Below are 16,284 nucleotides of genomic sequence, written 5' to 3'. Positions count from 1 at the left end.
TGGTTTTCATTTGGGGGGAATCGGGTAAATTAGTTTTTAACAGGGAAAACATCGTCAAGAGAGACATTCGCACCCAAAGTGTTTAGTGCTACGATGATTTGTCTCGCTACAGCCAATGATGGCTTACGGGTTCCGGTTTCGTAATTTGCAATTCTTGGTTGACTCCAGCCAATACTGCTCGCCAATTGAGTTTGAGTTACACCAATTTGATTGCGGATTTTTGCAATATTGTTCATATATATTTCCATTTGTAATAAATCCCATACAAATAAAATCACAAAAAGAAATGTTTGGCAATTGCAATTTGAAATTATGAAAATATAACGGAACGTATTAAAATAGATTGCAGGTAAAACAAGGGGGAAAAATGTCAACAACGTTAGGTGAAAGAATCAAGGCTTACAGGGAGCAACTTGGTATAAGTCAAAAAGAATTAGCTGAACGTAGCAATCAGCTAGATAAAACAAATTCAAATTGGGGGCAACCAAGAATAGCTAACTATGAGAAAGGTAATCGAACACCGAATCTTGATGATATAAAAATCTTAGGAAAAGTCCTAAATGTAGATCCACAAGTTTTGGCTTTTGATACCAATGTTGAACCAATAAAAATTGTAAGATCTCGCGAATATCCACTGCTTAGCAAAGTACAAGCCGGCTTATGGACCGGAATTGATTATCTCCAAAACATTGATGAGGGCTTTGAATTTTTATCAACCAACACACTGGCTTCCGAAAATGCTTTCTTTTTGCAAATATCCGGACAGTCAATGGAAACACGCTTTCACGAAGGGGATTTAGTGTTAATCGATCCGGACCTTGCTCCGACACCGGGCAAATTTGTTGCGGCTGTTAATGGTGATGGTGAAGCAACATTTAAGAAATATAAAGAACTTGGTACTTTTGATGAATGGGGTTCTCCACACTTTGAATTAGTGCCGCTTAACGATGTATTCCCAACATTAAGCTCTCTCAACCAAGAGATACGCATTATAGGTGTAGCCGTTGAGCATCGACAAGGCTTGTAATGAGAGCCCACCAAAGCCAGAAGTTGATTTTATTACAGGCAAGAATCAATATAAATTAGGAGTAAAAATGCAACAGAAAATTCAAAAAGCCCAAGATAGCTACGGGCGGTTGCTTGAATTACAAAAAGAATTAGCTCAGAGCCTAAAATACTGGGAGGAAGCAACTAAGTTAGTTCAGGAACTTGAAGAATTTTATCACCAACCAACGTGGCTAGACCTACACTATAGTTCCAAAAAATATACTTTAGATACAAAAGGAAATTATAGTGTGCTATCAGAAGATGCCATTTGGAATGCCTTATGGGAGCAACAGAATCTGGAAGAAAAACTTGTAGAAATTATTAAGCCAATATTAGACAGAATTAAAGACGAAGCCTAGGCTATAACTGTAATACAAAGCCAGAAGTTGAATTTTGAGAATAGCCAAAAGAACGAATAGAGCGTTGTGATAGAAAGCCGGAAGTTGAATTTTGTGGGGTAATGTAACTGTGAATAAAATGAATCTGTTGTAACTTAGATAAAATTTCACTAAATTCAAAATAATAAAGAGAAAAATCTAATGATAAAACCAAATCATTTAAACTGTTTGCCTTACACAGAGGCAAAAGCATTAATGGATATTCCTAAAAGTTACAATAAGGATTTACAGTGGAAACCAGCTAACAATCGTAATTATGTCACTTGTCAATTCATTCCTTACGACGAGCGAGATCCGATAATTAAAGGCACATTAACCAGCGTAAACGTACAACTCGATTATAAAAGACCCAAAAGAATAAAACGAGAAAAAACAGTATTGACATTGTTTCAACAAAAAAATGGAGTAAAATATCGAGCATATCAACTTGAAGCTGCTCATGAAGATAACAAATCATCACGTGACAATAATGAAGATATTTACGGTTGTCATGAACATATCGGTGAAAAACTTCAACTGGTGGAACAAGAGTACCCTATTGATGATGTTGTAAATTGGTTTAAACTATTTTGTAATAAAATAAAGCTTGATTTTACTGGAAACCTTCCACAATACTCTTTGGTAGAACATAATGATGAACTGTAATTGGCTAGCAAATCACCCACTTTTCACTTGTCGAGAAGTCGATACAGTGGACGGTCAAAAGGGGCTTGCAATTCACACATCTTTCCGATGGATAGATGGGAGTGCCTTTTGTTTTTATCTTGTGCCTTGTGGGAACCAAATTATGATTACGGATGATGCAGATAGTATTTTTCATCTTCACACCCAAGGGCTTCCTGTTACCAAATCTACCGTCAACGCATTGCGTGATAGAGTTAACTTCACCCACTCTAATGTTTGTGTTGAAGAAGATGGCGAGCTTTACATGCTGACACAAGAAAGTGACTTACCCTATGCCATTTCAGATTATTTAAGTGTGTTCAGTATTATCAAGAATTACGAATATCAACAGCTTGGTATAAGTGATGAAATTAATAATCTTGCTCAAGACGTAGAAAATTATCTAAGGCTGCTTAAACCGCAATCTATTTTTAGCCGTGAACCAAAAGTCCAAGGTATATCCGGTCACAAATATAAATTTGATTTAGCCGTAGATAATCAGCTTTTCTTAGCTATCCAACCAACACCGCAAGCGGTAGGTGCAGCAATGAGAAAAATTGGCGATGTAGTAAGTAGCAGCGATCTTGATAATAGAACCATCATTGTTGTTGTTGATGATCGCAATAGCCAAGATTTATTCAAACAAAAAGCCGAGGAAGAAATCCAAATCATTTCAGCCTTAGCTAGCGCAGTCCCCTTCACCAACTTAATAGAACAAGCTGAAAAAATCACCCAAGCCGCACATTAAGTGCGGTTTTCTTTGTTTATTAACCAACATGGTTAAATTTTACTTGACAATTCTAAAATATAGGGTAATATCCACATGCAGAAGCAGGCATTGCTGAAATGCAATGTTTGCTGCTGATTCCGGGGCTCAATCTATGTGGTTGAGCTTCCGTGCTTTTAGGCTAAGGAAAATATGGCTAAAACTTATATCGTTTATCTTGATGAATTCGGTCATATAGGCCCATACATATCATCAGAACATTCACAGCACAACACTCACCCCGCATTTGGGCTAGGGGGATTTGTTCTACCAATTAATGCAGTTCGTCCATTCTCCTCATTCTTCTTTGATTTAAAACTTAAACTTTTTCAAAATTTTGACATTAAGCAAGCCAAAGAAAAAGCCAAAAGTAATGGAGAAAGGTTTCAGCTTTCTACTTGGGAAAAGAAAGGTTCTCAGCAGTATTCAGTAGTTAACCTAAAAAAATACAAAGATTTCTTAATTCGATCTACCTCAAGAATCATTAATAGAATCACGTCAAAAGGCGGATTTCTCTTTTATGTTGGAGAAGCAAAATTTAGAGATCCTAAACAGCATAACCCACAGGAAGTCTATAAATCAAGTCTAACAGAGATAATCAAACGGCTAGATGATGAATTTAAATCTGAAGATGCCCAGTTCCTTATTTTTATGGATGATAGCGAAGGTAGCGCAGATTTAGTAAAAAAATCAATCTACGAAATGCACCAAAACGGCAGGTTTCAGCTCATTGAAGCACCAATGCAAGTAGATAGCAAATTATATCAAACAATTCAGTGTGCCGATTGGCTGTGTGCAATCTATGGTAAAATTTCGTACTATCAAATTGAGCCACAGGCAAAACCTGAGTACGAATTGTTTGTCCGCTACTTCGGTGATAAAATAGCGAGCGCACAAAAAAGAAGTAATGTTCGAAATAATCTCCCCAAATTAGCTAGCAAAGAAAAATTACAGGCTTTGAAGAAAAAGTTTGATGATCGACGTTGCAGGCAATTACAAATTTGTCGGAACTAACATCTATTCTTAAACCATTTCTCATAGATAGTTATCGGTTTCTCATTGTAACCGCCCTCATGGCGGTTTTCTTTTATCTCGACGAAATCTATTTCGTTAACATCCTCATACCACCACGAAAATAACCGAAAAACTGACCGCACTTCCCTTTTTATCCCCAAATCCACGCTTAAGCCTTATTTATTGTTCAAAAAACAAGCAATCAAACTACTTCATCAAAAAATTATTCTCTTAAAAATCAATCAAACAATAACAAATTGAAATATGTTTTACAAAATAAATCACTTTTTGTTATTGACTTTTAAATTTCAAACCGTGATAATAACCACATCAAAACAAAACACCCACTAAGGAAATAACATGACAGCTAAACAACTTCTTGAAAACCAAAATTTCTTTTCAATGGCATTGGTAGAAAGTATCAAGCTAATGGCACAGAAAAGCGGTAAAAGCACTCAAGAGTTATATCGTCTATATCAAAAACAAGAGAGTGGATTTATGGACGAGCTAACGAAAAATATCAAAGCCTGTGCTGAAATCACCGCTCAAGCCCTCGCTTAAGAATTTTTACCAAGCTCTTTGAGGAGGGCTTGAATAAAGGTTCTTAACCTTTCCACCCGAGCAGGCGAAAGCCGAGAGATAAGCAGAGACGGTGGTTTGAATGTTCTTTAAAAATCTATATACCGTAAGAGGTTAAGAGATTGTTGTACTTAATCTGTTATCTACGGTTGCGACACAATTTAGTTAAGTGGAATCGGGTTAACTTGTTTAATGACCCCCACGCTGAACGGCAGTAAAACAAGGCTTATTTCAAACCGCGATTACTCTCTTAAATAACGAGAAATGAATTTGACGGTAACAAGGTTACACTGAAATGACAGAGTATCGGATTTATCACATTGTAAGTGCGGTTTGAAATAAGAGAGGAGAAAGAGTATGAACATCACAAAATCGGTTAATCCGGCAAAAAACTTTAAGCGGGCTAAACGTATCGCTCAAAAGCAAAAAGCTTTAATTGCTAAACCAATCGGCAACAAGGTTGAAAAAGCGATAAATCTTGCCGGCAGAGACAAAAAGCTAATTGATATTGCCAACTATAACTATGTAAAAGGCAAAATCAAATCCGGTCAAGTCAGAGCCAAAGAACGCCGACAAATGGGTTGTCGGGAGTTAGTGAGAGTTTAAAAGAGGAAACTACAAATGGAAACAATCACAATTTCAAAGTCGGAATATGACGAGCTAATCCGACAATCTAAGCGAATGAAATTCATTGAACATTACCGCCCTACACTTGCTCAAGATATAGATACCGGAGAATATTCAGTTACTGTACACGAAAATGGAATTATTGACACATTACGGTATGGAAAAGGGATTGAATGCATTGATAAAGCAATTGAAGATATTCAAAAAATGCAAAAAGCCTTCTGGATTGGAGAAGAAAGCGAAATCTATGCCGGTCGCACTGTTGAAGAAATTCTTATTGAGCTCTTTGATGAAAAAGAACGAGAGGAAGTCTTAAGGGAAGGGTGGTATGGCCCAGTTGATTTAAGTCTTAAAATGACTGTAACTGATAGTGAAACAGGTATTAAAAAGCTAACAACGATTAGCAAATTAATAAATGAAATTGTCGTGTTCCCTGAATTAATATTAACCGCATATAACTAACTTTTGCTTGAGCCTTACAAGCCTAACTCTATGGTTTATAGATAAAGAGCTAAGGTAAGCTATAAACTAAAGCAGATTCAGGTACTTGCACTACTTTAATCGGAGATACTGCGTGCTTTAAGCCGATCCTCGCAAGGAAAAGCATATAAACCCAGTTAGCCTTTCTGTAAAAAAGGCAATCATCAAAAACCGCTCTCAAAACCCTGTGCGAAGCAATTCGCCCAATCTTCTTGAAACCTCTAAACCGAGAGCGGTTTTTAATGACATAGAGACCCAGTCTCACTCCACTTGCCCACTGTAACAGGTGGTTTTTTTATACATAAAGGTTCTATATATGCTTTCAACAATACTTACCTCAGCATTAGTTTCATTACTTGTATCGCTGTTAGTCCACTGGTTCACAATGACACAAGTAACGAAGTGGTTTGATAAGTTCTTCAATGAAGAAACTAAAGCCTTTGAACAATATGCGAAAGATATTAAAGAAATAGTTAAAAAAAACTCATAGGCAAACCTTACAGAAGTTTTTGCCAAGAGCTGTTAATTCAATAATTCCTTTACCCATTTCTAATTTAATCTCTTTTTCAATTTCAAGAGATTCTCTAGCTTCTTTTTTTTCTTCGGGAGACATATTTTTATCAAAATAAATTTTACCACTATCTAAGTCAGCTAACATATTCTTGGCATTACTATTCATTTTTTCATATTCATCTTTCAATGCCATAAAGTTCCCATGGTTTTTATGTTTATCATATAATTCATCTTTGGGTCTTTTTCTATCATAGAAGACATTTACTAATTTTAATCTGATAAGATTGTCAATTGAGGGGGAAATGATAGTGATATCCTGTACTTCAGGATTATCTAGGAAAACATGAGAATATAGCTCAGTAAAAGTACCATTAGGGAATTTTAAGTGAACCGCAGAAATCGTAGCATCTTCCCCTATTTGAGAAAGATAATATAAGTTCTTAGCATCTAACGGACTGAGCATTTTAATCATTTCAACAAACGAAGGGTGAATATTACTAGATTGTGTCTTATCCATTGATGAAGCTATTAGTTTCGCAAACATTCCTCTAATTTCATCTTCTTCCATATAGAATTTAGAAGCTTCAAGAGCTGGACCAACGACACTCAATTTGGGTTCTTGAATATTTTCTTCAGGGATTTTTTCTATTTCCTCTTTTACCTCATTTGCATATTTTTCAAGATTAGCTGCTTGTTTTATTTTATATTTCTGATAAGCATTATCTGGAAATCTACCAATAGTTAAAGTCCAAATTTGTGTGAGGCTTTCAATAGGTCCTTTCAAAGCACCTGCGGCTGCTAGTCCACTTAAAGCACCACTAACGATAGGATACAACTCATTCATAATAAAATCCTCTTTGTTGAAGTGATAAATTAAAAGTTTGGTCGCTGATAATCTTACCACTGAGCAGAGAGGATTTCATTATGGAAATAACATTGACACCGCTCCCCTTTCGGATTAAGATAACCGCACTACAACTTCAGCGGTTATCCGCACCCGACAGCATAGCGGTTTTTTTATGCCTAAAATTTAGCATAGTAAATCTATGTTCGGGTCGAGAGAACCTAATACAATACCGAAAGGAAATAAGTTCCGCCGTCTGAAGCGGTAGTTGAAGCCCGAACACCACTAATGTTCGGTTTACTAACTAAACTTCAGGTATAAAAAATGTCAAATCAAATTCAATTCCAATCTTTCAATTTTAAAGATCTTCCTGTTCGTATTATTACCGATCAAAATAACGAGTTTTGGTTCTGTGCCAATGATGTTTGCTCAATTTTAGATTACACCAACCCTAGACAAGCGGTTCATAAAAATTGTAATCCAAAGGGTGTATCTATTAGAGACACCCTTACGATTGGCGGCAATCAATCAATGATCTTCATCAACGAACCGAATTTATACCGCTTAATCATCAAAAGCAGAAAACCCGAAGCCGAACCTTTTGAAGCGTGGGTATTTGAAGAAGTGCTACCGCAAATTCGTAAAACTGGAAAATATCAGTTAGAGCCCAAACAGCTCGCCTTACCCGAGCCCGAAAAGAAATTCACTTTTGAATTTACCGAACACGAACTTCAGTTATTACCATGGATATGGTTTATCGCCTTACGAGGCACAGAAACTTGCCGAATGATTTATCCGGCAATGGAAACTATCGGTTCAAAATATTCCGGTGCAATCTACGGACAAGCCTACGAATATAAGCACACTATTCGGGAAGTTCATAAGCTACTGAAACGCCTTACAGCCGATTTCAAATACGACTATGAGAGTAACTGGCGAGTGCTAAAACACCTCGAGAATTACAACCCGAAATCTAATAACTACCAAGTAATCTAAAACCTAACTAAAACCGACCGCACTTTTCCCCGTGAAAATCGTGTGGCGGTTTTCTACACCCAAAATTCAGTAAATTGACTAAAAAGGAAACAAAAATGAACATTAAATTCACCTTCAAATTAGAAGCAGATAGCAACTGTCAAGGCGAATATGTGCTTGAGTATGAAGCCACTAAACCGTGGACGATTGACGGTGCAAACGAAAAAGCAGCCGAAATTATCCGACTGCTTGAACTACACAGGCTTGAACAAAAGCCAATGATTAAACCGATTCCGTTAATTAAGGTTGAACATCGTCATCATCTTGATTAATGCGGTTGTAAATATCATCAGCAATTTGAAAAAGCGCGGAAACAATATCAGTTAGTCCGTTTTCCCAATTTCCATTGGCTCGATAGATTTCTTCTTTCGGTACAAGCTGAACCGCTAAATCTACCGCCTTTTCATAACTGATACATTCTTTTTCCATAATACTCTCCTCTGTGTTGTTGAACAAAACACAAGGATACCACGTTTGCGGTCGTGGCTAAATAAACCGCACTTTTTAGAGGAAACAAAAATGAACAAACGCCAAAAGAAAAGAAAGCGATCTCAACGAAACCAAATCGCTATGCGTTCCCGCACCGTATTTATTAACGAACCACCAAAACAGGAAGCCACTATGCACAAATCAATCTTTGAATTTCTCGCCTTTCTTGGCAAAGGCGCACTTGTTTTACTCGCCACCGCAATCGTAGTGATTGCCATTTTTAGTGTCTCGCAAGCTTGGGGAAATCCGACAGACTGGCACAACCACGACCTCAGCGAGCAAATCAGCCGTGAAACCCGAGCTGAAATGCGAAAACTTTGGCGTGAAGAAAACGGGGATTGGCAGCCAAATTTAACACCACAAGCGGAATGGGAACTACTCCACTACACAGCAATAAAACAAGCGGAGTTAAATCATGAAAATCAATAAAACACGCAACTATGACATTCAATCGCACCCACAAGGATTGGGCTATATCGCCGTGGAATATATCAACGGAAAGAAAGTATGGATAAGCCAAAACCACTGCGACAAGTCATTATGTGAAACCGAAATTGAAAAAAGAAAGCAGCGATTAGCAGAGCTAAATTTGCTTAATCAAACAAAAAATAGACGTAGAAATTGACCGAACTTTGGAGATTAAACAATGAACCCTTTACTTGCCTCAGCTCATCAAGAACACCTAGACAGCCTCGCCGCTTGGGATTGCGCCCTTGAGGAAGAAATAAAAGTGGTTAAATCCGAGGCTGAAAATAAAGATGAACACGTCCTTTACGCCATCAACGAATACGTTAGTTACCATGATGACGAACTGGCATTACACGACTTAGCATTCGGTTCTGGTGCATTTGACAAGCTCATTGAATTACGTGATCGCGCGATTGCTCATGTAGCTGAAAAACGTATCGAAAAACGAATGAATGAATATCATCCGCCCTATTAATGGAGGTAAAAAATGACAACGACACAAAATACGCCAACTAAACCAAACGCACCGGTGAAATTATCCGAATGTAAAACGCTCAAGGATTTTTTGAGCCACCCGATTATTCTTGAAAAAGTGAAAGCATTGGTCAATAAAAATGCGGCAACTTTTACCACAAGTATTATGCAGATTGTAAACAGCAATACCATGTTAAAAAATGCCGTTCCAATGAGTGTTTTCAATGCAGCCTGTATGGCAGCAACGCTGAATTTGCCATTACAAAACGGGCTTGGTTTTGCTTACATGGTGCCATATCAACGCAGTTACAAAGATAAAGATGGTAAATGGCAGAAAGTAACCGAAGCTCAATTTCAAATCAGTTATAAGGGATTAATCCAACTGGCGCAACGCAGCGGACAATTTAAACGATTAGTCGCTGTTCCGGTTTATGAAAAACAACTGATCGAAGAGGACCCGATTAACGGCTATGTGTTCGACTGGAAACAAAAGCCGGAGCAAAACGAAAAACCTATCGGCTACTATGCTTATTTCCAACTGGTGAATAGCTTTACCGCTGAATTATACATGACTGAGGAAGAAGTCAATCAACACGCACAACGCTATTCACAAACTTACCGCACCTACCTTGACAAAAAATCAAGAGGGGAAAAAGCCACCAGTGTTTGGGTGGATAACTTCGATTCAATGGCCCTGAAAACCGTCATGAAACTTTTGCTTTCCAAGCAAGCCCCGCTATCTGTCGAAATGCAAAGTGCAGTATTAGCCGACCAAGCCGTAGTGAAAGATGCCGAAAAGGGCGAATTTTCTTATGTCGATAACAATATCCAAGACGCAGACTTTACAGAATTGACCGTCAGTGATGAAGCCTTTGAGAAGTGTAAACAAAACATCATCAACGGTGAAACCACACTACAAGAATTGTGTGATAGTGGGATGTATGAGTTCAGCAAAGAACAGTATGACGAATTGGAGAAGTTGGAGAAACTATAACGTCAGAAATTCTTATTCTTTATTTAAAATTAAAAATTAAGTACTATAACCACACTAGTCAAAAGAGGAAAATCAATGCTCATCACTCACAATAGAGAAAAATTGTTACAAGTAATTACTTTTTTTTCTCAAAATGTTGAAAAGTTAGGGAAAATAAAGCTCTTTAAGTTGCTTTATTTCCTTGATTTTGAGCATTACAAACAAGTAGGGCGTTCCGTAACAGGGCTTGATTATTCTGCTTGGAAAATGGGACCTGTACCTGTCGATTTACATGAAGAAATTAAACAGCCAGAAGCCGATTTTCTAGCTAAAATCAAAATTGAACAAATTCCCATCCGTAAAGGAAGACAAGAAATGCTGAAATTTAATGCCTTGTCTGAATTTGATCAAACCCATTTTTCTAAACGAGAATTAAAAATACTTAATACATTAGCACAGCAATATAAAAATGCATTTGCTGATGATATGGTCGAAGCAACCCACCTTGAACGTTTACCGTGGCATCAAATCTATGAAGTTGAAGGCAAAAAGAAAGAAATAATTCCTTATGAGTTAGCATTACCAAGCCAAAATAGGGAGTCAATGCACAAGGACAGTATTGAACGTCTAGCACTGCTTGAGGTGTTAAAGTAATGCTTCAGTTGGGTTCAATCTTATTTCATCCTAAATTCAAGTTTAATGATGGCGGAGAGCGTGATAAATACCTAATTATTTTGGGTATGACATCACAAAAATTGATTGTAGCTAAAACCACTTCAAAGGGGTGGAGATATACCCTTGAATATGGTTGTCAGTTAAATACGCATCAAGCATTCTTTTTGCCACAAAATAGTAACCCTATACTGAGTAAAAATACTTGGATTTGTTTTGATGAATTTTATGAACTTGATAAAAATGAATTGGGCAATCGAATAGGTAATTCTGAATTATTTCATTGTGGAATATTAGTTAATGAACATCTAAAATATATTCAACAATGTGCATTGCAATCAGACGATATTTCAGCACACCAAGAGCTAATTATTCGACAATCACTAATCTAAACATTTGACACCCACCGCCCTTTCGGATTAAGATAACCGCACTACAAGCCGTTACCCAACGGCTTTTTTTATAGGAATAACACAATGAAAAAACAAAATACCCAACCGGTAAAAATAGAACTCAACGGTGAAGCCGGAAAACGGGTCGCACTTTCCGCAGCAAAAAGAATTATCAAAACGCATAACAAAGAAATCAAAGCGTTAGCCTACAAATGATTACTCTTGAACTCGTTCTTGCCATTCACGAAACCATTTTAGAAACCGAACCGGGGCTAAAAGGACAAGCGGATTTAGGCAAACTAGACAGTGCATTAGCACGTATTGATAACTGGATGTTGTATGAAAATACCGACAACATCTTTGACATTGCCGCACTCTATGCCGTAGCCATCGCCAAAGCGCACGCATTTCCAGACGGCAACAAACGCACAGCAATGGTTACAATGCTCACCTATCTCGATCTACAAGGTGTAGAAATTCCACCGGATCACGGACTAGATGATACGATGGTAGATGTGGCGAGCGGTAAATTAGATTTTATTGCACTGTCTCGGCATTTACAGCAACTTGCCATTTGACAACCCCAAAACTTTATACTACTATCCGCCCTAAGGTGTCAGAACCTTTTCTTAAGCGGCGGTAGTAAGCAGATCGCCAAAGTGCGGTCTTTTTTTATGCCGAAATCTCGACTATGTCGAGAGGGCGACTAATACAATACCTTCGGGGAATACGTCCACCCTTAACCGCTTAGGAGGGTTCTGAACCTCTCGACTCCACTGTCAGAAGTGGATTATTTCAGAAAATCTAAGCGGAGATGTCATTATGACAAACTTATCAATTCTTAAAACCTCAATTCGTAGTCTTGATGGACTTTACTCTTTAACTGATCTTCACAAAGCAAGTGGTGGAGACGAAAAACATAAACCAGTTTTATTTTTACGTTTAGATCAAACCAAAGATCTTATTTCAGAAATTGAGAATGACAAAGTACAGATCTGTACTTTGCCAGTAAAAACTGTTCGAGGTGGTAAAAATCCAAGTACATACGCCTGCGAAGAACTTGTTTTAGCCTATGCAACTTGGATCAGCCCTAAATTCCATTTAGTTGTTCTACGAGCTTTTTTGGCAATGCACCGAAACGAACCGAAACAGATTGCTTTGCCAGAACCTCCGAAAATGTATCAGCGTGAACTCACCGAAAAAGAAATGCAAGATTTCTGCTGGGCATGGTATGGCTTACGCAACTACATTGAACTAACCGATAAATTGCAAAAACAATTCGGTGGTTTCGGTGGTGATTATGCCCGAGCCATTCGCCAACTTAACGAACGCTACGGCAATCTTCCACAAGAGATGTTGCCGACATTGCAACGGATAACGACCGAATTTAATCAAGACATTACGCACGGCAACGGCTGGAACCGCATTATCTACAATGTGCGACACCCTAACGCCATCATCCGAAGTGGCGGATTAGTCCACTTATTCTAAAACTTAATTAAAACCGACCGCACTTTCCCCCGTGAAAATCGTGTGGCGGTTTCTTGCACCCAAATTTCAGCAAAAGGACGAAAAAATGTTCAAGAAAGGTTTAAAAATTGTGCTTGCAGTGTTTGTGATTATCAGCGCATATCAACTGGATCTCACCCACGACTACGATGGGAAAATTTGTAACATTCAATAATGAGGAATAACCATGTACCAATTCAAAGCCCGATGTTCGGGACTTGCTGACTTAATGCCACAGAAGAGAGGCGGAGAGGGACTTTCCGACACCGCCAAAAGTGCGGTCAGAAAAATCGCTAAATTCGACTTGTTTGGTTATCAAGATTTTGAAGGCAACAAATACACCGAAAAAGGGAATCTTCTGGAAGAACAAGCCATTAAATTAAGTGGCAGAAAACGAGGCTTACCCCTCAAGAAAAACACTGAACGCCGAGAGAATGAATGGATCACGGGAGAGTGTGATATTTACGTTCCCTCTCGCAAGCTCATTATTGATACAAAATGCTCGTGGGATATTGGCTCACACCCATTTTTTACTGATGAAGCGGCAGACAAAGCGAAAAAAGCCGGTTATGACATTCAAATGCAGGGCTATATGTGGCTATGGGATTGTGAAGAAGCACAAATTGATTTTGTCCTCTTCCCTACACCCTACGAAATGTTGAATAGCTATGATAGCCCAGAACGCTACATTGATTTAGTCGAGCAAATCCCACAAGAGAAACGGATTACAACGGTTACGGTAAAACGTGATAACACCCTCATCGACAAAATCAAAGAACGTGTTAGTGCTGCCCAAGAATATTATCAACAGCTCATTCAGGAAATGAGCTAATCCCATTCTGAACCACACCGCCCACTTAACCGTGGGCTTTTTTATAGGACAAACAAAATGCAAAAGAAATACGAACTGTTGAAAGATGACACCAAAGAATATTTGGGCAGAACGCTATATCGCATTAAAGCCCTAATCTCTTTTGGTGCAGTAGTTGCCGGCGAACTTGGCGGCTATATCGAAGCAGAGAAAAATTTAGATCAATCTGGCAACGCTTGGGTATGTGGCAACGCTCGGGTATTTGGCAACGCTCAGGTATATGGCAACGCTCGGGTATATGGCGACGCTGAGGTATATGGCAACGCTGAGGTATATGGCAACGCTCGGGTATATGGCGACGCTGAGGTATATGGCAACGCTGAGGTATATGGCAACGCTTGGGTATATGGCAACGCTTGGGTATGTGGCAACGCTCGGGTATTTGGCAACGCTCAGGTATATGGCAACGCTCGGGTATATGGCGACGCTCAGGTATATGGCAACGCTGAGGTATATGGCAACGCTTGGGTATATGGCAACGCTTGGGTTAGTTCTTGCGCCATTGTTTCCGAGCGAAAAATGATTTTCTGGGCGAGTAATGTCGGTACCGAGAACGGTACACTCACAGTGTTTAATGGCAAGGATGACTTAATCGTTACAAGAGGTTGTTTTACCGGCACAGTCGATGAGTTTTTAGCAAAATCGGCGAAAGTACATGACGAGAAAACCAAACGCGAGTATCAACTATTGATCGAAGTGGCGAAGAGCAGAATTTTAGGACAAGGATAAGGATAAGAAAAATGAACATAAATGAAACGCTACAAGAGCGCGCTGAAACACACGGAAATTTTCACGAAGGTGCGGTGATTTTTAATGACATCTTAAAGCACGTTGAAAAATCAACAAAGCTGGATAGCACACACAAATACGCAATCACGATGATAGCGACAAAGTTGGCGAGAATATTAAACGGTAATCCGCACGAAGTCGATCACTGGCGTGATATTGCAGGTTATGCAACGCTAGGCGGACGATTAGATATACCGGAAGAATCGTTATCACCGCAACCGCTCAATGCGTTTGTTGAGTTGCCGGTTGTTGATACAAACCGCAATTAACCGAACCGCTCTTATGCACAGTTTCATTTTATAAAAGCCCTGTTATTACAGGGCTAAATTTTAAGCAACAGTCAAGTCTTTAACTTCTGTTTGTTCATTTACAGTTTTAATAACGCCAATGGCGTGTTGGCAACTTTGCTTTGTTGTATAGCCTTCACCACTTGTCGCTATAGATTGGTGATTACCTGCTTTCAATCTCCAGCGAAATTCACCTTTCGCATCTTTATAAATTTCAAAATACATAGGAGCTCCTTATGCACCAAATGAAAGAATATACCTTTACTTATCATTTTGAGGGTCAAACTTGGGTTATCAATATCTTTGCCGATACGCCAAAGCAAGCCAAAGAAAAAATAAAGGCAGTTTCCCAAGCAACCTACGAAGGCGAAATTACGCAATCAATTCACATTCCAGTAAAAGATACCTCGTGGTTAGCAAAGGCGATCAAAAGAATAGCACAGCGATTTTCATCTTCAACAAAATCATTTTAATTTTGAGGCATATCTCACATTTTAATAAGTGGTTTTGCTTTTGAAAAATTTGACACTGCCCCCAATTCAGACTAAACTAAACCCACTTTCAACAGAATGTCAGCAAGTCGCATTAAGTGGCTCTTTTCATAGAAACCCTATTTCACAAGGGATTTTCGCACAACCAAAGGTATTTATTATGACTAAAACGAAATTGCTTATGCCAACAAAGGTTCGCAACGTTTCAGCCCGCCAGTACTTAAATGAAGCGAAAAGAAACTCAGTGAATAACAACATTGAGTCAGTAAGATTTATCCCGCCAACTATCGGTTCTTCCGGTTACGGTAAATTTCAGATTACTTATAAAACGCCTGTATTGGTAGCACGATGAAAAACGAGCAAGAACAAGAAAATTTGCCTAGTGAAATGCTTGAAGAAGAGCATTTTATGAAAGAGTTTGTACATCTTCAACAGCAGGAAATTATGCTGAAACGTGAAGAATTAGCTTTGCGTCGCGAAGAAATTCAGGCAAACGAACGACTGGCAGAAAGATCGATTGAAGCCAAACAACAAACCGATTTAAATCACGGAAATATTTTTTCTGCCTTGCAAAAAGGAAAATTGTATATCATTGCACTCATTGCTGTATTAGTAATGATCATTATTCTCTATGCAATGAACACAGGAAATACGGAGTTTGCTCTTGAAGTGTTGAAAATAGGTGGTGCATTAACGGCTGGATACTTTGCTGGTTTTGGAAAAGGTAAATCGGTTGTGCTGGAACAACAACAAAGACGAAACGAAGATGAATAAATTTTCAAAAACCCCGTTGCAATCCACGGGGTTTTGTTTTACTATCCGCCTAAGGTGTCGAAACCTTTTTCAAGTGGCGGTAGTAAACGGATCGCCAAAGTGCGGTCTTTTTTTATGCCGAAATCTCGT

29 protein-coding genes are annotated in these 16,284 nt (G+C 38.6%); 25 read left to right on the top strand and 4 right to left on the bottom strand.

The features are described from left to right. Positions 1-29: 29 nt before the first annotated feature. On the bottom strand, positions 30-236 hold the full coding sequence (locus PNEUHYL_RS05400) for a helix-turn-helix transcriptional regulator (protein WP_059366203.1): 207 nt from the start codon (positions 234-236) through the stop codon (positions 30-32). 131 nt (positions 237-367) lie between these two features. Here PNEUHYL_RS05400 and PNEUHYL_RS05395 point away from each other — a divergent pair, with 131 nt between their 5' ends. From PNEUHYL_RS05395 to PNEUHYL_RS05355, 8 genes are all read left to right on the top strand, one after another. Next, positions 368-1,027 carry a LexA family transcriptional regulator gene (locus tag PNEUHYL_RS05395; protein ID WP_059366202.1) on the top strand — a complete coding sequence of 220 codons (660 nt, stop codon included), beginning with the start codon at positions 368-370 and terminating at the stop codon, positions 1,025-1,027. Positions 1,028-1,094: 67 nt separating this feature from the next. Then, positions 1,095-1,406: a DUF4298 domain-containing protein gene (locus tag PNEUHYL_RS05390; protein ID WP_059366201.1), complete on the top strand. Its 312-nt coding sequence runs from the start codon at positions 1,095-1,097 to the stop codon at positions 1,404-1,406. 180 nt (positions 1,407-1,586) lie between these two features. Next, a complete protein-coding gene (locus PNEUHYL_RS05380) occupies positions 1,587-2,090 on the top strand; it encodes a hypothetical protein (RefSeq protein ID WP_129582436.1) in 504 nt (167 codons plus the stop codon). Continuing rightward, positions 2,077-2,856 carry a DUF1828 domain-containing protein gene (locus PNEUHYL_RS05375; protein ID WP_077664013.1) on the top strand — a complete coding sequence of 260 codons (780 nt, stop codon included), beginning with the start codon at positions 2,077-2,079 and terminating at the stop codon, positions 2,854-2,856. The genes PNEUHYL_RS05380 and PNEUHYL_RS05375 overlap by 14 nt, the downstream gene beginning before the upstream one ends. A 171-nt stretch (positions 2,857-3,027) precedes the next feature. Then, positions 3,028-3,888, top strand: coding sequence for a DUF3800 domain-containing protein (locus tag PNEUHYL_RS05370; protein ID WP_059366197.1), 861 nt, complete (start codon positions 3,028-3,030; stop codon positions 3,886-3,888). Between the two features lie 360 nt (positions 3,889-4,248). Then, positions 4,249-4,449, top strand: coding sequence for a hypothetical protein (locus PNEUHYL_RS05365; RefSeq protein WP_059366196.1), 201 nt, complete (start codon positions 4,249-4,251; stop codon positions 4,447-4,449). A gap of 375 nt (positions 4,450-4,824) precedes the next feature. Beyond that, positions 4,825-5,073 carry a hypothetical protein gene (locus PNEUHYL_RS05360; protein ID WP_059366195.1) on the top strand — a complete coding sequence of 83 codons (249 nt, stop codon included), beginning with the start codon at positions 4,825-4,827 and terminating at the stop codon, positions 5,071-5,073. A 15-nt stretch (positions 5,074-5,088) separates the two neighbouring features. Continuing rightward, entirely contained in the window at positions 5,089-5,556 is a 468-nt protein-coding gene (locus PNEUHYL_RS05355; protein WP_059366194.1) for a hypothetical protein, read from the top strand. Between the two features lie 502 nt (positions 5,557-6,058). Here PNEUHYL_RS05355 and PNEUHYL_RS05350 read toward each other — a convergent pair. Further along, positions 6,059-6,931, bottom strand: coding sequence for a DUF4393 domain-containing protein (locus PNEUHYL_RS05350; protein WP_059366193.1), 873 nt, complete (start codon positions 6,929-6,931; stop codon positions 6,059-6,061). Positions 6,932-7,255: 324 nt separating this feature from the next. Here PNEUHYL_RS05350 and PNEUHYL_RS05345 point away from each other — a divergent pair, with 324 nt between their 5' ends. After that, positions 7,256-7,927, top strand: coding sequence for a BRO family protein (locus PNEUHYL_RS05345; RefSeq protein WP_059366192.1), 672 nt, complete (start codon positions 7,256-7,258; stop codon positions 7,925-7,927). Between the two features lie 95 nt (positions 7,928-8,022). Further along, positions 8,023-8,238, top strand: coding sequence for a hypothetical protein (locus PNEUHYL_RS05340; RefSeq protein WP_059366191.1), 216 nt, complete (start codon positions 8,023-8,025; stop codon positions 8,236-8,238). On the opposite strand, the gene PNEUHYL_RS05335 is transcribed toward PNEUHYL_RS05340, so the two are convergent. Continuing rightward, positions 8,207-8,395 (bottom strand): hypothetical protein, encoded by a 189-nt coding sequence (locus PNEUHYL_RS05335; protein WP_059366190.1) that lies wholly within the window; start codon positions 8,393-8,395, stop codon positions 8,207-8,209. The two genes, PNEUHYL_RS05340 and PNEUHYL_RS05335, sit on opposite strands and share 32 nt — an antisense overlap. Before the next feature lie 90 nt (positions 8,396-8,485). Between PNEUHYL_RS05335 and PNEUHYL_RS05330 the strand changes: the two genes are divergently transcribed. From PNEUHYL_RS05330 to PNEUHYL_RS05280, 12 genes are all read left to right on the top strand, one after another. Beyond that, positions 8,486-8,884, top strand: a complete 399-nt coding sequence (locus PNEUHYL_RS05330; protein ID WP_059366189.1) for a hypothetical protein — start codon at positions 8,486-8,488, stop codon at positions 8,882-8,884. Beyond that, a complete protein-coding gene (locus PNEUHYL_RS05325) occupies positions 8,871-9,080 on the top strand; it encodes a hypothetical protein (protein WP_059366188.1) in 210 nt (69 codons plus the stop codon). The genes PNEUHYL_RS05330 and PNEUHYL_RS05325 overlap by 14 nt, the downstream gene beginning before the upstream one ends. A gap of 21 nt (positions 9,081-9,101) precedes the next feature. Beyond that, positions 9,102-9,398, top strand: a complete 297-nt coding sequence (locus PNEUHYL_RS05320; protein ID WP_059366187.1) for a hypothetical protein — start codon at positions 9,102-9,104, stop codon at positions 9,396-9,398. 12 nt (positions 9,399-9,410) lie between these two features. Next, positions 9,411-10,391 carry a recombinase RecT gene (locus tag PNEUHYL_RS05315; RefSeq protein ID WP_077664012.1) on the top strand — a complete coding sequence of 327 codons (981 nt, stop codon included), beginning with the start codon at positions 9,411-9,413 and terminating at the stop codon, positions 10,389-10,391. Positions 10,392-10,466: 75 nt separating this feature from the next. Then, complete coding sequence (locus tag PNEUHYL_RS05310; RefSeq protein ID WP_059366186.1) at positions 10,467-11,024, top strand: Panacea domain-containing protein; 558 nt, start codon at positions 10,467-10,469, stop codon at positions 11,022-11,024. Beyond that, entirely contained in the window at positions 11,024-11,434 is a 411-nt protein-coding gene (locus PNEUHYL_RS05305; protein ID WP_059366185.1) for a hypothetical protein, read from the top strand. The genes PNEUHYL_RS05310 and PNEUHYL_RS05305 overlap by 1 nt, the downstream gene beginning before the upstream one ends. Positions 11,435-11,518: 84 nt before the next feature. After that, the gene (locus tag PNEUHYL_RS13700; protein WP_255204523.1) at positions 11,519-11,650 is read left to right on the top strand and encodes a hypothetical protein; all 132 of its coding nucleotides are present in this window, start codon (positions 11,519-11,521) and stop codon (positions 11,648-11,650) included. Further along, on the top strand, positions 11,647-12,012 hold the full coding sequence (locus tag PNEUHYL_RS05300) for a type II toxin-antitoxin system death-on-curing family toxin (RefSeq protein ID WP_059366184.1): 366 nt from the start codon (positions 11,647-11,649) through the stop codon (positions 12,010-12,012). Before PNEUHYL_RS13700 ends, PNEUHYL_RS05300 begins: the two co-directional genes overlap by 4 nt. Positions 12,013-12,256: 244 nt before the next feature. Beyond that, complete coding sequence (locus PNEUHYL_RS05295; protein ID WP_059366183.1) at positions 12,257-12,925, top strand: KilA-N domain-containing protein; 669 nt, start codon at positions 12,257-12,259, stop codon at positions 12,923-12,925. Between the two features lie 205 nt (positions 12,926-13,130). After that, positions 13,131-13,775, top strand: a complete 645-nt coding sequence (locus PNEUHYL_RS05290; protein ID WP_164703640.1) for a translocation protein TolB precursor — start codon at positions 13,131-13,133, stop codon at positions 13,773-13,775. Between the two features lie 57 nt (positions 13,776-13,832). Continuing rightward, positions 13,833-14,543 carry an LbetaH domain-containing protein gene (locus PNEUHYL_RS05285; protein WP_059366181.1) on the top strand — a complete coding sequence of 237 codons (711 nt, stop codon included), beginning with the start codon at positions 13,833-13,835 and terminating at the stop codon, positions 14,541-14,543. An 11-nt stretch (positions 14,544-14,554) separates the two neighbouring features. Further along, positions 14,555-14,872: a DUF6378 domain-containing protein gene (locus tag PNEUHYL_RS05280; protein WP_059366180.1), complete on the top strand. Its 318-nt coding sequence runs from the start codon at positions 14,555-14,557 to the stop codon at positions 14,870-14,872. A 60-nt stretch (positions 14,873-14,932) separates the two neighbouring features. Here the strand turns inward: PNEUHYL_RS05280 and PNEUHYL_RS05275 are convergent, their stop codons facing one another. Then, the gene (locus PNEUHYL_RS05275; protein ID WP_018356020.1) at positions 14,933-15,115 is read right to left on the bottom strand and encodes a YegP family protein; all 183 of its coding nucleotides are present in this window, start codon (positions 15,113-15,115) and stop codon (positions 14,933-14,935) included. 11 nt (positions 15,116-15,126) lie between these two features. Between PNEUHYL_RS05275 and PNEUHYL_RS05270 the strand changes: the two genes are divergently transcribed. The 3 genes from PNEUHYL_RS05270 to PNEUHYL_RS05260 all read left to right on the top strand — a co-directional run bounded on the left by PNEUHYL_RS05270 (position 15,127) and on the right by PNEUHYL_RS05260 (position 16,155). Next, on the top strand, positions 15,127-15,363 hold the full coding sequence (locus PNEUHYL_RS05270; RefSeq protein ID WP_059366179.1) for a hypothetical protein: 237 nt from the start codon (positions 15,127-15,129) through the stop codon (positions 15,361-15,363). A 178-nt stretch (positions 15,364-15,541) separates the two neighbouring features. Next, positions 15,542-15,733 carry a hypothetical protein gene (locus PNEUHYL_RS05265; RefSeq protein WP_059366178.1) on the top strand — a complete coding sequence of 64 codons (192 nt, stop codon included), beginning with the start codon at positions 15,542-15,544 and terminating at the stop codon, positions 15,731-15,733. Beyond that, entirely contained in the window at positions 15,730-16,155 is a 426-nt protein-coding gene (locus PNEUHYL_RS05260) for a hypothetical protein (RefSeq protein WP_059366177.1), read from the top strand. Before PNEUHYL_RS05265 ends, PNEUHYL_RS05260 begins: the two co-directional genes overlap by 4 nt. Positions 16,156-16,284 lie beyond the last annotated feature (129 nt).

This window comes from Rodentibacter caecimuris, from assembly GCF_001019715.1.
GTDB classification, from domain to species: domain Bacteria; phylum Pseudomonadota; class Gammaproteobacteria; order Enterobacterales; family Pasteurellaceae; genus Rodentibacter; species Rodentibacter caecimuris.
Note: the sequence above shows the minus strand (reverse complement) of the source record. Positions and strands in the feature narration are given on the sequence as shown.

Coding starts and splice junctions, on each gene's coding strand:
- PNEUHYL_RS05400 (WP_059366203.1), bottom strand. CDS start 236: ATGAACAATATTGCAAAAATCCGCAATCAAATTGGTGTAACTCAAACT.
- PNEUHYL_RS05290 (WP_164703640.1), top strand. CDS start 13,131: ATGTACCAATTCAAAGCCCGATGTTCGGGACTTGCTGACTTAATGCCA.
- PNEUHYL_RS05365 (WP_059366196.1), top strand. CDS start 4,249: ATGACAGCTAAACAACTTCTTGAAAACCAAAATTTCTTTTCAATGGCA.
- PNEUHYL_RS05270 (WP_059366179.1), top strand. CDS start 15,127: ATGCACCAAATGAAAGAATATACCTTTACTTATCATTTTGAGGGTCAA.
- PNEUHYL_RS05280 (WP_059366180.1), top strand. CDS start 14,555: ATGAACATAAATGAAACGCTACAAGAGCGCGCTGAAACACACGGAAAT.
- PNEUHYL_RS05295 (WP_059366183.1), top strand. CDS start 12,257: ATGACAAACTTATCAATTCTTAAAACCTCAATTCGTAGTCTTGATGGA.
- PNEUHYL_RS05395 (WP_059366202.1), top strand. CDS start 368: ATGTCAACAACGTTAGGTGAAAGAATCAAGGCTTACAGGGAGCAACTT.
- PNEUHYL_RS05305 (WP_059366185.1), top strand. CDS start 11,024: ATGCTTCAGTTGGGTTCAATCTTATTTCATCCTAAATTCAAGTTTAAT.
- PNEUHYL_RS05370 (WP_059366197.1), top strand. CDS start 3,028: ATGGCTAAAACTTATATCGTTTATCTTGATGAATTCGGTCATATAGGC.
- PNEUHYL_RS05375 (WP_077664013.1), top strand. CDS start 2,077: ATGATGAACTGTAATTGGCTAGCAAATCACCCACTTTTCACTTGTCGA.
- PNEUHYL_RS05330 (WP_059366189.1), top strand. CDS start 8,486: ATGAACAAACGCCAAAAGAAAAGAAAGCGATCTCAACGAAACCAAATC.
- PNEUHYL_RS05345 (WP_059366192.1), top strand. CDS start 7,256: ATGTCAAATCAAATTCAATTCCAATCTTTCAATTTTAAAGATCTTCCT.
- PNEUHYL_RS05260 (WP_059366177.1), top strand. CDS start 15,730: ATGAAAAACGAGCAAGAACAAGAAAATTTGCCTAGTGAAATGCTTGAA.
- PNEUHYL_RS05300 (WP_059366184.1), top strand. CDS start 11,647: ATGATTACTCTTGAACTCGTTCTTGCCATTCACGAAACCATTTTAGAA.
- PNEUHYL_RS05355 (WP_059366194.1), top strand. CDS start 5,089: ATGGAAACAATCACAATTTCAAAGTCGGAATATGACGAGCTAATCCGA.
- PNEUHYL_RS05335 (WP_059366190.1), bottom strand. CDS start 8,395: ATGGAAAAAGAATGTATCAGTTATGAAAAGGCGGTAGATTTAGCGGTT.
- PNEUHYL_RS05265 (WP_059366178.1), top strand. CDS start 15,542: ATGACTAAAACGAAATTGCTTATGCCAACAAAGGTTCGCAACGTTTCA.
- PNEUHYL_RS05315 (WP_077664012.1), top strand. CDS start 9,411: ATGACAACGACACAAAATACGCCAACTAAACCAAACGCACCGGTGAAA.
- PNEUHYL_RS05390 (WP_059366201.1), top strand. CDS start 1,095: ATGCAACAGAAAATTCAAAAAGCCCAAGATAGCTACGGGCGGTTGCTT.
- PNEUHYL_RS05350 (WP_059366193.1), bottom strand. CDS start 6,931: ATGAATGAGTTGTATCCTATCGTTAGTGGTGCTTTAAGTGGACTAGCA.
- PNEUHYL_RS05285 (WP_059366181.1), top strand. CDS start 13,833: ATGCAAAAGAAATACGAACTGTTGAAAGATGACACCAAAGAATATTTG.
- PNEUHYL_RS05320 (WP_059366187.1), top strand. CDS start 9,102: ATGAACCCTTTACTTGCCTCAGCTCATCAAGAACACCTAGACAGCCTC.
- PNEUHYL_RS13700 (WP_255204523.1), top strand. CDS start 11,519: ATGAAAAAACAAAATACCCAACCGGTAAAAATAGAACTCAACGGTGAA.
- PNEUHYL_RS05380 (WP_129582436.1), top strand. CDS start 1,587: ATGATAAAACCAAATCATTTAAACTGTTTGCCTTACACAGAGGCAAAA.
- PNEUHYL_RS05340 (WP_059366191.1), top strand. CDS start 8,023: ATGAACATTAAATTCACCTTCAAATTAGAAGCAGATAGCAACTGTCAA.
- PNEUHYL_RS05325 (WP_059366188.1), top strand. CDS start 8,871: ATGAAAATCAATAAAACACGCAACTATGACATTCAATCGCACCCACAA.
- PNEUHYL_RS05275 (WP_018356020.1), bottom strand. CDS start 15,115: ATGTATTTTGAAATTTATAAAGATGCGAAAGGTGAATTTCGCTGGAGA.
- PNEUHYL_RS05360 (WP_059366195.1), top strand. CDS start 4,825: ATGAACATCACAAAATCGGTTAATCCGGCAAAAAACTTTAAGCGGGCT.
- PNEUHYL_RS05310 (WP_059366186.1), top strand. CDS start 10,467: ATGCTCATCACTCACAATAGAGAAAAATTGTTACAAGTAATTACTTTT.